The sequence below is a fragment of the Pseudomonas sp. FG13 genome, assembly GCF_057809755.1.
This window is the reverse complement of the sequence record NZ_JBMDKO010000081.1, coordinates 1-14,599: the sequence shown is the minus strand read 5'-3', so window position 1 is coordinate 14,599 and position 14,599 is coordinate 1. Positions and strand designations below refer to the sequence as shown.

16 protein-coding genes are annotated in these 14,599 nt (G+C 62.3%); 4 read left to right on the top strand and 12 right to left on the bottom strand.

Annotated elements, in window-relative coordinates:
• Positions 1–224: 224 nt before the first annotated feature.
• A complete protein-coding gene (locus tag ACODTO_RS28800; protein ID WP_041024791.1) occupies positions 225–1,007 on the bottom strand; it encodes a class I SAM-dependent methyltransferase in 783 nt (260 codons plus the stop codon).
• 108 nt (positions 1,008–1,115) lie between these two features.
• On the opposite strand from ACODTO_RS28800, the gene ACODTO_RS28795 reads away from it, so the two are divergent.
• Positions 1,116–1,736: an energy transducer TonB gene (locus ACODTO_RS28795; RefSeq protein ID WP_139646123.1), complete on the top strand. Its 621-nt coding sequence runs from the start codon at positions 1,116–1,118 to the stop codon at positions 1,734–1,736.
• On the opposite strand, the gene ACODTO_RS28790 is transcribed toward ACODTO_RS28795, so the two are convergent.
• The 7 genes from ACODTO_RS28790 to ppc all read right to left on the bottom strand — a co-directional run bounded on the left by ACODTO_RS28790 (position 1,737) and on the right by ppc (position 9,004).
• Positions 1,737–2,429 (bottom strand): extensin-like domain-containing protein, encoded by a 693-nt coding sequence (locus tag ACODTO_RS28790; protein WP_464711876.1) that lies wholly within the window; start codon positions 2,427–2,429, stop codon positions 1,737–1,739.
• A gap of 22 nt (positions 2,430–2,451) precedes the next feature.
• On the bottom strand, positions 2,452–3,273 hold the full coding sequence (locus tag ACODTO_RS28785) for an isocitrate lyase/PEP mutase family protein (RefSeq protein WP_489107424.1): 822 nt from the start codon (positions 3,271–3,273) through the stop codon (positions 2,452–2,454).
• Between the two features lie 33 nt (positions 3,274–3,306).
• Complete coding sequence (locus tag ACODTO_RS28780) at positions 3,307–4,167, bottom strand: DUF72 domain-containing protein (protein WP_489107423.1); 861 nt, start codon at positions 4,165–4,167, stop codon at positions 3,307–3,309.
• Positions 4,167–4,475: a hypothetical protein gene (locus ACODTO_RS28775; protein ID WP_139646114.1), complete on the bottom strand. Its 309-nt coding sequence runs from the start codon at positions 4,473–4,475 to the stop codon at positions 4,167–4,169. The genes ACODTO_RS28780 and ACODTO_RS28775 overlap by 1 nt, the downstream gene beginning before the upstream one ends.
• A 185-nt stretch (positions 4,476–4,660) precedes the next feature.
• A complete protein-coding gene (gene tsaB, locus ACODTO_RS28770) occupies positions 4,661–5,338 on the bottom strand; it encodes a tRNA (adenosine(37)-N6)-threonylcarbamoyltransferase complex dimerization subunit type 1 TsaB (RefSeq protein WP_489107422.1) in 678 nt (225 codons plus the stop codon).
• Between the two features lie 93 nt (positions 5,339–5,431).
• Positions 5,432–6,082: an adenylate kinase gene (gene adk, locus ACODTO_RS28765; protein ID WP_041024798.1), complete on the bottom strand. Its 651-nt coding sequence runs from the start codon at positions 6,080–6,082 to the stop codon at positions 5,432–5,434.
• A 291-nt stretch (positions 6,083–6,373) separates the two neighbouring features.
• Positions 6,374–9,004 carry a phosphoenolpyruvate carboxylase gene (ppc, locus tag ACODTO_RS28760; RefSeq protein WP_175385113.1) on the bottom strand — a complete coding sequence of 877 codons (2,631 nt, stop codon included), beginning with the start codon at positions 9,002–9,004 and terminating at the stop codon, positions 6,374–6,376.
• Between the two features lie 192 nt (positions 9,005–9,196).
• Between ppc and ACODTO_RS28755 the strand changes: the two genes are divergently transcribed.
• The 3 genes from ACODTO_RS28755 to lptF all read left to right on the top strand — a co-directional run bounded on the left by ACODTO_RS28755 (position 9,197) and on the right by lptF (position 11,070).
• On the top strand, positions 9,197–9,541 hold the full coding sequence (locus ACODTO_RS28755) for a pilin assembly protein (RefSeq protein WP_175385114.1): 345 nt from the start codon (positions 9,197–9,199) through the stop codon (positions 9,539–9,541).
• 275 nt (positions 9,542–9,816) lie between these two features.
• Positions 9,817–10,230 carry a DUF4398 domain-containing protein gene (locus tag ACODTO_RS28750; RefSeq protein ID WP_041024801.1) on the top strand — a complete coding sequence of 138 codons (414 nt, stop codon included), beginning with the start codon at positions 9,817–9,819 and terminating at the stop codon, positions 10,228–10,230.
• Positions 10,231–10,281: 51 nt separating this feature from the next.
• Entirely contained in the window at positions 10,282–11,070 is a 789-nt protein-coding gene (gene lptF / locus ACODTO_RS28745; RefSeq protein ID WP_489107425.1) for a lipotoxin F family OmpA-related lipoprotein LptF, read from the top strand.
• A 185-nt stretch (positions 11,071–11,255) separates the two neighbouring features.
• Here lptF and ACODTO_RS28740 read toward each other — a convergent pair whose 3' ends face one another.
• The 4 genes from ACODTO_RS28740 to ACODTO_RS28725 form a co-directional block, all read right to left on the bottom strand.
• Positions 11,256–11,585: a PA3694 family proteiin gene (locus ACODTO_RS28740; RefSeq protein ID WP_175385115.1), complete on the bottom strand. Its 330-nt coding sequence runs from the start codon at positions 11,583–11,585 to the stop codon at positions 11,256–11,258.
• Positions 11,582–12,487 carry an alpha/beta hydrolase gene (locus tag ACODTO_RS28735; protein ID WP_139646098.1) on the bottom strand — a complete coding sequence of 302 codons (906 nt, stop codon included), beginning with the start codon at positions 12,485–12,487 and terminating at the stop codon, positions 11,582–11,584. The genes ACODTO_RS28740 and ACODTO_RS28735 overlap by 4 nt, the downstream gene beginning before the upstream one ends.
• 148 nt (positions 12,488–12,635) lie before the next feature.
• A complete protein-coding gene (locus tag ACODTO_RS28730; RefSeq protein WP_047702097.1) occupies positions 12,636–13,913 on the bottom strand; it encodes a flavohemoglobin expression-modulating QEGLA motif protein in 1,278 nt (425 codons plus the stop codon).
• A gap of 51 nt (positions 13,914–13,964) precedes the next feature.
• Positions 13,965–14,516 carry a hypothetical protein gene (locus ACODTO_RS28725; RefSeq protein WP_139646096.1) on the bottom strand — a complete coding sequence of 184 codons (552 nt, stop codon included), beginning with the start codon at positions 14,514–14,516 and terminating at the stop codon, positions 13,965–13,967.
• Between the last annotated feature and the right edge of the window lie 83 nt (positions 14,517–14,599).

Here is a 14,599-nt window from a genome sequence, read left to right as displayed (position 1 = left end):
CCGCGATGAAATTTATGCGTTTAGCCCTGAAACCGAGGCGCCTTCGTCGCGAGCAAGCTTTGCTCCCACAGCTCAAGCCTTTGCACGGTGCCTTGCGCGGGCGCTTCCCACAGTGGAATGGCGTTGCTCAAATCCGTGGGAGCAAGGCTTGCCCGCGATGAAATTTATGCGTTTAGCCCTGAAACCGAGGCGCCTTCGTCGCGAGCAAGCTTTGCTCCCACAGCTCAAGCCTTGAGCGCTTTCTTGGGATAGATGTCGTACCGACTGGATTTGCCATCGAGCCCATGACTCGGCTTCGGCCCTTCGATGCACGGTGCCTTGCGCGGGCGCTTGACCACTACCCGGTGCGTCGCCAGGGCCAGGGCTGCGGCCAGCAGCGCCGGGGCGTCGGGGTCGTCGCCGACCAAGGGCCGGAACAGACGCATTTCCTTCTTCACCAAGGCGGTTTTCTCACGGTGTGGAAACATCGGGTCCAGGTAGATCACCTGGGGCGGCTCGCCTTCCCAATTTTGCATCACCTCGATGGAATTGCCCTTGAGCAAGCGCATGCGGGCCACAATGGGCGCCACGTCGAAATCCTCCGCGCCACGGGCCAGACCGTCCTCCAACAAGGCACCGATCAGCGGCTGGCGCTCGATCAGGCTCATCTCGCAGCCCAGACTGGCCAGCACGAAGGCATCCTTGCCCAACCCGGCCGTAGCATCCAGCACACGGGGACGCACACCCTGGGCGATCCCCACCGCCTTGGCGATCATCTGACCGCTGCCGCCGCCGTATAACCGGCGATGGGCCGCGCCGCCCTCGACAAAATCCACCCGCACCGGCCCCGGCGCGTCCGGCCCCAGTTGTTGCAGTTGCAGCCCGTGTTCGCCGACCTGCAAGGCAAACTCGCCATCGTCCACCTGCAAGGGCAGGCCAAGGCGCTGGGCCCAGTGCTCGGCCTGAGGCTGGAAGGCCGGGGCCAGGGCCTCGACGTGGATGCGGCAGGCCGCGGGTTGCTCACTCATGGAAGTTGTTCATTCATGGAAACATGCTCAAAAAATTAAGGATCGGCAAAAACGGCCGATAACAACGGTGAACGGCATTTTGCCAGAGCTGAGCGTCGACCGAGAAAAATGTCAGACATTCATTCCACATCGATAGGCGTTATCTCCCGTTACGGTGATTACAGCCTGCGCAACACCCAGGCCCTGAGCGGCGTCAGTCACCTGTGGCAAGATTTTTTTGCCCGGGCCCTGGCCGATCAGTTGGGTGAAAACGCGCCAGCGCCGGGCAGCTACCAGCCCGTCGCCCTCGATGAGGCCGTTGAACCGACCCTCGGTGCCGAACTGCTGGACCACATCGTCAGCCAGCGCACCTGCGATGTGAAAGAGACCCAGGTCAAACCGCCTGAGCCGCTGTTCCTGCCCATCGCCGAATTCGAACTGGACCTGCTGGACAAGCCGTTCCCCCCCTTCCCACCGGAAGAAATCAGCGCCCAGCAGAAACAGCAGAACTTCGAGAGCAACTGGGTTCGCCCCATTGTCCTCGCTGCTGGCCAACCATTGCCGGAACCCGGCCCGGCGCCGCAGCCACGCCCGTTGCACCTGCCGATTGCCGAGTTCGAACTCGACCTGCTGGACAAGCCCTTCCCGCCGTTCCCGGAAGAAGAAATCGTCGCCCAGCAGAAAGCCCTGGACTTCGACACCCGCTGGGCACGCCCGATCGTATTGCAGAACCTGCGTATCGCCGCCTGATCACCTACAGATCCACCAAGGCCCCACATCCAGGTGGAAATGGTTTCGGTGGGCTGCGTTGTAGTCCGGACTCAAGACCACACTGAACATGTCACAGGCACCGTCGCGCACCTGATGCAGGAAACGCGCGTCGGCGCTGTCCTTCGGCCAATCCCGGAGGACGCTGACCGTGCGACCATCGGCCAGGCGAAACCCGGCGATGTCCAACGCGCTGGCCGTGGCATGCTGGCTACGCGCGCCGTCTTCACGACCGTACATGTTGCGACAGGCGAAACTGCCCAGGTGATCGACTCGCGTCACCTTCTGCCCATAGGCCGCCTGCGCAGCCGGTTGCAGCGCATGCCGCTCGAACAGGGCGAATGCTACGGCCAGGGAGCAACTGGCGAGGAAACTGCTGCTCAACGCCACCTCACCGCCCTGCACCCGTAGCACATTGGTCAGCGGGCAACTGGCCGCAGGGTTGCTGTCGGCCTGGTGGGCAACCTTCAGCCCCGCAGTGGCCAGAGCCTGCTCACACAGTTGCGGGTCATTGCGCAAGGCCATGAGCTTGTAGCGGGTCAGCAGGTTCGGCGGTGCATTGACGTCCAGGGGTGCCCAGGGATTCCATGCCGGCGGCACCGGCAACCAGCCCCGCCACACCCCCAGCACCGCGGCGCCAACGACCAGCACCAGCAACGAAATGCCTTTCGCAATCCTCACGACAACGCCCCGAGCATCAACCCTTGAACAACTGGTTGGCCTGCTTGAACGTCATCGAGCGACGGGTAAAGGTGAACGTGCCCTGCTCGCGGATTTCCCCGGCGGCGCGCATGAACTCACCGTACGCCGCCAGGGCCAGGGCCGAGCCGACACTGATGCGCTTGGCGCCCAGTTCGCTCAACTGCGCGAGTGTCAGGTCCAGTGCCCCGGACATCAGCACGTTCACCGGTTTTGGCGCCACGGCCCGTATCACTGCGAGCACCTGCTCGGCGGTACTCAACCCAGGGGCATAGAGCACGTCGGCGCCGGCGGCGGCGAACGCTTTCAGTCGACGGATCGTGTCATCCAGGTCGGGATTGCCGTGCAGGAAGTTCTCCGCCCGAGCGGTCAGCACGAACGGATAAGGCAGGCTACGCACCGCTTCGGCCGCCGCCTTGACCCGTGCCACGGCATGCTCGAAGCAATAGATCGGGCTGCCTTCGCGCCCCGTGGCATCTTCGATGGAACCCCCGACCGCACCGGCTTCTGCCGCACGCAGCAGGTTGCGGGCGCACGCTTCGGGCGCGTCGGCGAAACCGTTCTCGAAATCGACCGCTACCGGCAGGTCAGTGGCGGCCACGATCGCCCGGACATTGGCCAGGGTGTCTTCCAGCCCCAGCGCGCCATCCGGGCGTCCCAGGGAAAAAGCGTGACCGGCGCTGGTGGTGGCCAACGCCTCGAACCCCAGGCTGGCCAACATCTTCGCGGAACCGGCGTCCCACGGGTTGGGAATGACAAAAGCCCCTTCGCGTTCGTGCAAGGCTTTGAACGCCTGGGCCCGACGGGTTTGCGCATCCATGGAGGTCACTCCTGAGCAGAAAAGGATTCGGCCTCAGAGCAAACCCAGTTGCTCGGCGGCGGGCTCCCTGTATAACTCAGGCAGGGCCGGCAATCCAGGCAATCGCTGCATCAAACGGTCATGAAAATGCAGCGCCAGCTTCGCCGCCAGCAGGTTGTCAGCAGTGTGCAGGAAGATATAGGGCGTGCGCCCTTCTTCGATCCAACTGGCGATTTTCTCCACCCAGGGCGTCAGGAATGGCTCGTTGGCCTCCAGCACCGGATGACCGATGAAGCGCACCTGCGGGCATTGGGTAAAGGCTGCTGGCCGAGGGGGGACCCGGGGCTTTTTCGACTGTGCATGGAGCACCGCGGGATCGGTGGAGGTGCAACTGAACAGGGCCCGGGGATCGAGGCAGATACGCTCGACACCACGATCGAGCAGCAGGCGATTGAGCTGCCGTTCGGCATCCCCCTTGGCGAAGAACTCATCGTGGCGGACCTCCACCGCCAACGGGCGCTCCAAGGCGTCGATGAACCCCGCCAGTTCCGGCAACCGATTCGGCGTAAACGCCTTGGACAGCTGCAGCCAGAGCGGCGAAACCCGTTCACCCAAAGGGCTGAGCAGTTGCAGGAAGGTGTCGACGTCCGTCTGGTGCTCGCGCAGATCGCCGTTGTGGCTGATCTCGCCGGGGAACTTGGCAGTGAAGCGAAAGTGCTCGGGCATGTTCTCGGCCCAACGCTGCACGATGGCCGCGGAAGGGCTCGCATAGAAGGTCGTATTGCCTTCCACGGCGTTGAACACTTGGGAATAGAGACTCAGGAATTCGGCGCTTCTAGCGTCCTGGGGATAGAGATAATCGCGCCAGGCGTTTTCGCTCCAGGAGGGGCAGCCGAGGTAGTAAGGCAACGCCATCAGATGTAGAGGTCGAGCCCCAGCACTTCCATATCCCAATCGACGAAACCAGCGGTGCTCAGGTAGCTGGCCAGGGCCGTGGCGACACTGCGGCTCATGGAACGGTGATAAAGCATGTCTTGCTGGCGGGCGGGAAGATTGCTCAGGCGCTGTGCGGACGCTTTCGCGGCGCGGGCAGCCAGTTGCTCTTCAGACGGAAACTCCAAGTCGCCATCGACGTCGTCGAAGGACTCCTGATCAGCGACCTTGCCTGTCCGAGGCCGGCGCTTGATGGGATAAGACTGCGGTGAATATCCGTCTATACGCATAACAGAATGCTCAGTATCAATGATGGCAATTTAGCGGCACTTTCCCAGCCGCGCAAATGCGCAAGTGATAACTAGAACACATAAAGCCGAAAAGGTTTAAAAACCGGGCAAAAAAATGACGACTGGCAATATTGGATGTGACTTCCGGGCTCTGGAATGACGTGTCGCCCGCTTTGAGAGTGCAGTTACCGTTCCGACTTGGGCGTGGCGACCTTGTCCCGCAGATACACCGGCTGGGCATCGTCGGCCGGGATGGCTTCGCCGCGTTCCCAGGCGAAGCGGGCTAGGGCCAACAGGTCTTCGGCGTGGGGCAACAGGCTGGCGTTCTGGCCGCTGAGGTTGACGGCAATACGTTCGCCATACCCCCAACCGGTGCCGGCGCCAAACCACTCACCCGTCGCATCGGTCGGCAACGCCGCAACCTCGGGCGGCAGCACCGCCTCGGCCCCCACCAGACGCATCTCGCCAGCGATCTCGCGGTAGCAGCCCCAGTACACCTCGTCCATGCGCGCATCGATAGCCGCAGCCACCTGATGGGCGCCGTGTTCACGCAAGGCACGCTGGGCCAGCACGGCCAGGTTCGACACCGGCAACACCGGACGCTCCAGCGCGAACGCCAGCCCCTGCACGACACCGATGGCGATGCGCACACCGGTGAAGGCCCCCGGGCCACGACCAAAGGCAATCGCATCCACAGCCTGCAAGGTGGTGCCAGCATCGCTGAGCAATTGCTGGATCATCGGCAACAGTTTCTGAGCGTGCAGGCGTGGAATCACCTCGTAATGGCTCGTGACCTTGCCGTCGTGCAGCAGGGCAACGGAGCAAGCTTCAGTCGCGGTGTCCAGGGCCAGCAAGGTGCTCATCGATGTGTCCGTCAATCAAGGAAAAAAAGGGGCGCCAGTATAAACAACTACGGCCCGCAAGCGGGCCGTAGTTGGTGCAACCGAGCAGACTTTTCAGCTCAGCGCTTCAAGCACCTTGCCGGTGATCGCATCGACTGTGCCGACGCCCGGGATGTGGCTGTACTTGGGCTTGCCACCAGTCTTGGCGGACAGCTTCTGGTAGAAGTCCACCAGCGGCTTGGTCTGGGAGTGGTAGACCGACAGGCGATGACGCACGGTTTCTTCAGTGTCGTCCTTGCGCTGCACCAGTTCCTCACCGGTGAGGTCGTCCTTGCCAGCAACTTTCGGCGGGTTGTAGACGGTGTGGTAGACGCGGCCGGAAGGCTCGTGGACGCGACGCCCGGCAATACGCTGGACGATCTCTTCGTCGTCGACGGCGATTTCAACGACGTGATCCAGTTCCACGCCGGCTTCCACCAGGGCTTCGGCCTGTGGAATGGTGCGTGGGAAACCGTCGAAGAGGAAGCCCTTGGCGCAGTCGGATTGAGCGATGCGATCCTTGACCAGGGCAATGATCAGGTCATCCGACACCAGGCCGCCAGCGTCCATGATGCTCTTGGCCTTGATGCCCAGCTCGGTGCCGGCCTTGACCGCTGCACGCAACATGTCGCCGGTGGAGATTTGCGGGATACCGAATTTTTCGGTGATGAACTTTGCCTGAGTACCTTTACCGGCCCCGGGAGCTCCCAGCAGAATGACGCGCATCGATGTGCTCCTCAATTTTTTTATGTAAAACGCTCGGATTCGCCTCGTCGGGCCAATCTCGGAAAACTGGAATCGTGACCGCCCAAACGGCCAAAGGCTGATCAAGATACACAGCAGGCCCGACCCACACAAGCCGCCGAAAGTCGGAGGAACCGGCGTCCGACGCGACCTTTGGAGGAGGTGGCGAGAGTCGCAACCGGGCAACAAACTGTCGCCTGGCCGACCTGCTCCCATTCCTGCAAGGCAACGCCCGGCGACACCGGGCGAGCCGTTTCGAGGCGCCGCTTGAGCTTAGCCGGTGTTGCGCAATCCGGCGGCGATACCCGCCACAGACACCAGCAATGCTTGCTCCACGGGGCTGCCCTGGGCGACGTCCTGTTCTCGCGAGCGGGCCAGCAGTTCAGCCTGCAACAGGTGCAAGGGGTCGAGGTAGGTGTTGCGCAGGCGAATGAATTCGAGTGTCTCTGGGCTATGTGCCAGTAGTTGCGACTGGCCGGTCAAACCCAGCACCACGGAACAGGCCTGCGACAATAGGTCGCGTAAATGCGTCCCCAAAGGTCGCAGTGCAGGCTCCACCAGACGCTCGTCGTAGGAGCGCGCAATATCGGCATCGGCCTTGGCCAGTACCATTTCCAGCATGTCGATGCGGGTCCGGAAGAACGGCCACTGCTCGCGCATCTGCCCCAGCAACTCGCCTTCGCCTCGTTCCAGGGCCTTGCCCAGGGCAGTTTCCCAACCGAGCCAGGCCGGCAGCATCAAGCGGGTCTGGGTCCAGCCGAAAATCCACGGAATCGCCCGCAGGCTTTCGATGCCACCGGCCCGGCGTTTGGCCGGCCGGCTGCCCAGGGGCAGGCGCCCCAGTTCCTGCTCCGGGGTGGATTGCCGGAAGTACTCGACGAACTGGGGGTTCTCCCGCACCACGGCACGGTAGGCATTGACGCCGTCGGCCGCCAGTTCGTCCATCAGGTGCCGCCATTCGGGCGTGGGTGGCGGCGGCGGAAGCAGGGTCGCTTCCAGCACAGCCGCGAGGTACAGGTTGAGGTTCTGCTCGGCGATGTCCGGTAGGCCGAATTTGAAACGAATCATTTCGCCCTGCTCGGTGGTGCGGAAACGTCCCGCCACCGATCCCGGGGGCTGGGACAGAATCGCCGCGTGGGCCGGGCCGCCGCCACGGCCGACCGTGCCGCCACGACCATGGAACAGCAGCAATTCGACCTGCTGCTCGCGACAGATCTCCACTAGCCGTTCCTGGGCCCGATACTGTGCCCAGGCCGCCGCGGTAGTCCCCGCGTCCTTGGCCGAATCGGAATAGCCGATCATCACTTCCTGGGGCCCCTGGAGGCGCGCGCGATAACCCGGCAGCAGCAACAGCCGCTCGATCACCGGCCCGGCGTTGTCCAGGTCGGCCAGGGTTTCGAACAGGGGCACCACGCGCATCGGCCGCAGCACCCCGGCCTCTTTCAGCAGCAGTTGTACCGCCAGCACATCGGAAGCCGCGCCGGCCATGGAAATCACATAGGAGCCCAGGGACGCCGCCGGCGCCGCCGCGACCTCCCGGCAGGTGGCCAGGACTTCCGCCGTATCGGCCGACGGCTTGAAATTGGCCGGCAGCAACGGTCGGCGGTTATTCAGTTCGTCCAGCAGGAAGCCGATGCGCCGCTCCTCGCTCCATTCCTCATAGCGCCCCAGCCCCAGGTAGTCGGTGATTTCCGTCATGGCCGCCGTGTGGCGGGTCGAATCCTGGCGCACGTCGAGCCGCACCAGGAACAACCCGAAGGTCACCGCCCGACGCAGGCAATCGAGCAGCGGACCGTCGGCGATCACGCCCATGCCGCAATCGTGCAGCGACTGGTAGCACAGCTCCAGGGGATCCAGCAGTTCGCGGTTGTTCTGCAATACCTCCGCGCTCGCCGGTGTGGTGGCTTTCAGGGATGCCTGGGCCCAGTTGCGCGTAGCGCGCAGGCGTTCGCGCAGTTGCTTGAGCACGGCACGGTAGGGTTCGGCGCTGTCGCCGGCCTGGGCACGCAAGGCCTCGCTGGCCTTCTGCATGGACAGGTCGGCGGCCAGTTGATCGACATCGCGCAAATACAAGTCCGCCGCCATCCACCGCGCCAGCAACAGCACTTCACGGGTCACTGCGGCGGTGACATTCGGGTTGCCGTCGCGGTCACCGCCCATCCATGAAGCAAAGCGCACCGGCGCCGCCTCCAGCGGCAGGCGCAGCCCGGTAGCGGCATGCAGGGCCTGGTCGGCCTTGCGCAGGTAATTGGGAATGGCCTGCCACAGCGAATGCTCGATCACCGCGAAGCCCCACTTGGCTTCGTCCACGGGGGTCGGGCGGGTGCGGCGGATTTCCTCGGTGTGCCAGGCTTCGGCGATCAGCCGCTGCAGACGCCCGTGGATCTGTGCACGCTCGGCACTGGTCAGGTCGCGGTGATCCTGGGCCGCCAGTTGCCCGGCGATGGCATCGTATTTCTGGATGAGGGTGCGGCGGGCCACTTCGGTGGGGTGGGCCGTGAGCACCAGCTCGATCTCCAGGCGCCCCAGTTGCCGCGCCAGGGATTCGGCGCTATGGCCTTCGGCGCGCAACCGGGCGAGCAACTCAGGCAACACCCGCGCCTCGAACGGCGCTGGCTGCGACTCTTCGCGGCGGTGGATGAGCTGGTACTGCTCGGCAATGTTCGCCAGGTTGAGGAACTGGTTGAACGCCCGCGCCACCGGCAGCAGTTCGTCTTCGCTCAACTGGTTGAGACTGGCACTGAGTTCGGCGTCCACGGAGCCGCGTCGATCGGCCTTGGCGCCCTTGCGGATCTGCTCGATCTTGTCGAGAAACCTGTCCCCGTACTGTTCGCGGATGGTATTGCCCAGCAGTTCCCCGAGCAGGTGGACATCCTCGCGCAAGCGGGCATCGATATCGGTCATCAGCAGTTCTCCAGCAAAAAAGGTCCGGACAGCTCTTGGGTGAGACGTTCACAAGAGAGTGCCGATGCCAGCCACGTATGACAAGCGACGAAGGGTCTTTAAACCTTGTCGGACAAAGCTAGTCTCATTAGTAAGCCACACGACGGCTTGTCACTCACCGTGCCTGCCACGAACAGGTTTAATGAGGTCATCATGAAAATCCGTGAGCTTGCCCAACATTGGGAAGAGAACGCCAAGGGCCACCTGACCCAGACCGGCTACACCATTCACCTGGATATGGAAGCCGCCGCGCGCCTTGCCGCGATCTGCGACATGTATCCCAAGCGCCAGCCCGAGGAACTGCTCGGTGAACTGATCGGCGCTGCCCTGGAGGAACTGGAAGCGAGCTTCCCGTACATCAAGGGCTCCCAAGTGGTCGCCACCGATGAAGAAGGCGACCCGCTGTACGAAGACGTCGGCCCAACGCCGCGTTTTCTCGCCCTGTCCCGTCGTCATCTGCATGAGCTCTGTTCACAGAACGACAAGTCGAAACACTGACACCTCTTCCGTTTTCATCTCGATGCCAGCGCCGTGAGCGGCGCTGAAAATACCGCTGCGCGCCAGGAAAGTTCAGCTTTTTTGCGCCTGACCGATCAGTCAGCAAAGCTTTTTGGCGATTGGCCATCTTCGCTGAACTTTTGAAAAACGCCTCGGGTCACACCGAATAACCATACTGGAACGGTTGTTTAAATAAACGCGCCTGGCACCAGCATCAAAACGGACGTCAAGGCTTCGGTTCCAGCATGGATCTGTAGTTTCCCAGGAGTTTTCCAATGGAGTTGAAGCCTATGAATACCTGCACTGCCAAACCCTCATTCAATGGCCTGCGTGGTCTGAAGTTGGCTGCCCTGGCCATCGGAAGCAGCTTCATCCTCGCAGGATGCGCCGGCAATCCACCTTCGGAGCAGTACGCAGTCACGCAATCGGCCGTCAACAGCGCCGTCAGCGCCGGCGGTACCGAATTCGCCGCGGTGGAAATGAAGTCGGCCCAGGACAAGCTCAAACAAGCCGAGCTGGCCATGCACGACAAGAAATACGACGAAGCCAGGCGTCTGGCCGAACAGGCCGAGTGGGACGCCCGTGTCGCTGAACGCAAGGCCCAGGCCGCCAAGGCCGAACAGGCACTCAAGGACTCCCAGAAAGGGGTTCAGGAACTGCGTCAGGAAGGCATGAACAAGGTTCAGTAAACCGTTCGCGCCACGACGTATTTCTCATTGATAAAAGGACGACAGACTATGATGCACAAACATTTGATGATGCCCGCCCTGCTCGCTGCCTGCGTAGCCTTGGCCGCTTGCTCCCACGACCCGAACGCGAACCTGGAACAGGCCCGCACCAACTACAACGGCCTGCAAGCCGACCCGGCAGCGACCAAGGTGGCCGCGCTGGAAACCAAAGACGCCGCCGATTTCCTGGCCAAGGCCGACAAGGCCTATCTGGATCGGGAAGACGAAGCCAAGGTCGACCAGTTGGCCTACCTGACCAACCAGCGCGTCGAAGTGGCCAAGCAGACCATTGCCCTGCGTAACGCCGAGATGGAGCTGAAAAACGCCGGCGACGAACGCGCTCGTGCCTTGCTCGACGCCCGCAACGCGCAGATCAAGCAACTGCAGGACAGCCTCAACGCCAAGCAGACCGAGCGCGGCACCCTGGTGACCTTCGGCGACGTGCTGTTTGCCACCAACAAGTCCGAGCTGCGTTCCAGCGGCCTGGTCAACGTGAATAAACTGGCCCAGTTCCTCCAGGAAAACCCTGACCGCAAGGTCATCGTCGAAGGCTACACCGACAGCACCGGTTCGGATTCCTATAACCAGTCGCTGTCCGAACGCCGCGCCAGTTCCGTGCGCACCGCCCTGGTGAAAATGGGCGTCGATCCAGCCCGCGTCGTGACCCAGGGTTATGGCAAGGAATTCCCGGTGGCCGACAACAACAGCGTTTCGGGCCGAGCCATGAACCGTCGGGTGGAGGTCACCATCTCCAACGACAACCAGCCAGTGGCACCACGTTCGAGCATGAGCGCCAACTGATCGATCGAGTGCAACAAAAAAGCCCCGCCTGAGCAACTCAGGCGGGGCTTTTTATCGCCGAATATTTTCCTCCTGTGGGAGCGAGCCGGCTCGCGATGGCGTCTGTTCAGTCAGTCATGCATGGACTGACACTCCGCCATCGCGAGCAGGCTCGCTCCCACAGGGGCTCACCGACCTTCATGGCATTACGGCTGAAGCTTCTGCGGCGTCTCCTGCCCCATGCACCGCACCGCGCGTTTCTTTTCATTGACCAGCACGCCCGTCAGGCCCTTCTGTTCGGTGTCGAACAGCACCAGCACGCCATCGATGCACTGGGCCACCTGGGGCGCCGGCTCAAGGGAAACCTTGTAGTCTTCTCCCGGCATGGTCTTGAGCATGGTGAACTCATTGAGCAACAGCGCATCCTCGGGTTTGGCGAAGTGCAGGTAGCCGTAGTACCACAGCACCGCGACGGTGCCGAGGATGCTGCAGATACCAGTGATGATCAGGGGGATGGCGTTGCGTTCTTCGCTCATTGCGGGCTCTCTGGAGATTCAACAGGGGATTTCGGGTAATTCGGGACTTCGCCCAGGCGGCGCAGCCCGTCGAAGTGTTGCGGGTCGTCGAGGTAGCGCAGCATCACGGTTCGCCAGACCGGGTCGGCGAACGTCTGCACGTGCCCGCCACGAGTCAGCTGCAGGACTCGCGGCGGCGGCGCAGCTTGATACAGGCGGATACCGTTGGAAAGAGGCACGATAGGATCGTCGAGGCTGTGATAGATCAACTTTGGCACGCCTTTCAATTGGGCGATGGAGCCGATGGCGCTGTCGCCGTCGGGCACCAGCCAGGACAACGGCACCTGGAAGGCCCAGGTCAGCCACGACGTGCTCAGGGCAAAACGTCCCACGTCGCGATAACTGGCGGGCACGCCGTCGAGTACCAGGGCCTTGAGTTGCTGCTGGCGCTGCGGGTGATCGACCAGGTAATGCACCGCCAGCGCGCCACCCAGGCTTTGGCCGAGTAGCACCAACGGCTTGCCCTGGACCTCCGGCGCCTGGTCGAGCCACTTGAATGCCGCGTCGATGTCCTGGTAGATCGCCGGCAGGCTCGCCTCGCCTTCGGACAAGCCATAACCGCGATAATCCACCATCAACACCTGATAGCCCTGCTCCGGCAGCCACCAGCTACCGCCCAGGTGCCAGGCGAGGTTACCGCCGTTACCATGCAGGTGCAGCACCGTCCCCTTGACCTCGACACCCTGCTTGACCGGCAGCCACCAGCCATGGAGCTTCAAGCCATCGGCGGTGAGCAGGGTGACGTCACGGTATTCGAGCCGCGCCCGCTCCGGCGTAAAGGGCTGGCCGCGCTCGGGGTAGAACAACAACGAACTGCAACCACTCAGGGCCAGCAACAGGCAAAAGATGCCGAGGGTTCGCATCCGGTGAACCTCGCATAAGTTTGAAGTTGAAACACAGTCCTTGTGGGAGCGGGCTTGCTCGCGAAGGCGGTGGATCAGTCGCCATAATTGTTATCTGACCCACCGCCTTCGCGAGCAAGCCCGCTCCCACCCTTGAGCCATATGAGGCTTACAGGATATTGGAATAATCCGCTTCGATCCGGTCCAGGCTCAGATGGTTCAGGAAGTTTGAGAAACACATCCAGGCCGACAGTGCGTTCATGTCGCGGAACTGGTCGGGCAGGTACTTGGGCGGCACCACCAGGCCTTCGTCCACCAACTGCCGCAAGGTACGCATGTCCTCGAGGGTGGTCTTGCCGCAGAACAGCAGCGGCACCTGCTCCAGCTTGCCTTTACGCACGGCCAACTGAATGTAGTTGTAAACCATGATGAAGCCCTTGAGGTAGGACAAGTCTTTGGTGAATGGCAGGCCGTTCGGCACCGAGCCACGGAAAACCCGGCTGGCATTGCCGTAGCTTTCGGCCATTTCAAAGCCCTGCTCACGGAAGAACTCGAAGACCTGCAGGAAATCGGCCCCTTCCTCCACCATATGGATGGCGCGAGTGCGGTTGGTGAGCTTGCGCAAGCGGCTCGGGTAGGAGGCAAACGTGATGATTTCCATCAGGATCGCCAGGCCTTCCTGGGTCACGGTGGACGAGGGCGGGCCCTTGGACAGGAACGTGCAGATCGGCTGGTTCAAGCCGTTGAGGGTCGTGCCGACGTGTACAAGGCCTTCATGGACCTCCAGGGCCCGCACGTCCCGTTCGTTGAACATCGCGTCGGCGCGGATCTTGATGTAGTCGGCCCCCGCCGCCGCGTCCGCGACGATTCCGTCGGACTCGAACACCCGAATGGTTTCCTCGGCTTCGCCGAAGACCCGGTTGAGGCGATGCTGCAGCAGTCCGACCGCTTCCTTGGCGCTGAGAACCTTGGGCTCGTCCTTCAAATCGCCACGGCCATCGATGTTGTTCAGGTAGTCGGACAGCATCAGGCCCAGGTCGGACAGGGTCGGGTCGCCGGCATGGAAAGCGTCGGAGGCGGCGCCGTAGAGCTCCTGGGAAATCAGCCCGAAGTCCTCGGTGCCGCGCGCTTCGAGCATGCGCACCACCATGCGGTATTCCTTGCACATGCGGCGCATGATCTGGCCGACCGGGTTGAACTGCCCAAGCTGACGGGTAATGTCGCGCTCGATGTTCTGGAACTCCAGCTTGACCTTGCTGGAATCGAAGGACAGCGGCCGGTTGAGGTAATAATCACGGTCCACGGCAGGCGGTTCCTTGCCCTTGGCCTTGAGGAACCCCTTGCGGATGTTCTCGTCCCATTTCACCGCGTCGAGAATGCGAATCGGCGTTTGCGCCAGCACTATGCGATCGGACAAGGTGCGTATCGTCTGCTGGTAATCGTCCACCCGGAACTCCTGTGAAAAACGTCCGCTTGCTGCTGTTATTGATGGTTGAGTCTATTGGGCTTTGAGCCGCTGGTAACGCACGGCTTCCGAGAACACATCGGAATTGGCCGGGTCGTCGAGATAACTGAAGACCCTGCTCATGTCGCTGTCCACCAGGACCCCATCGCCCTCCTCGCTCCGGTTCGGCTGGCCGCTGAGGATTTTCTGGCCGATGGCCTGGTTGATCTGTTCCATGTCCAGGTTGTAGACCACCAGTTCCTGCTTGTCGGTCAGTTCGAAACCGGCAATCACGAAATGCCCGCCATACCGGGCCGGCACCTTGGCCGACAGGTACCAGCGGCTGCCATGACGGGAAACGGTCAGGGGAATGGCCTCTCGTTCCTGGGGCCTGGCCCTGAAATAGCTGATGGCCTGGTAGCGGTGCTTGCCGACTTTCGTCAGTTCCAGGTTCAGCGGTTCCCCCCAGGCATTGGTGCTGGTCCAGTGCCCGAGCAGGCCCTTGGGCGCGGCCTCGGCGTCGGGCAAGGGCGCCTTGAAAGACACCAGGCAGCCGCTGAGCAGCAGCAAAGACATGGCCATTACAACGGCACGCCAGGCTTTCATTGGAACTCCCTATGGCTGGCGACTGGACCCTTGTGGGGTGGGGGTTTTTCCCCACGCCACATTTTTCTATCTTTTCTCCAGAT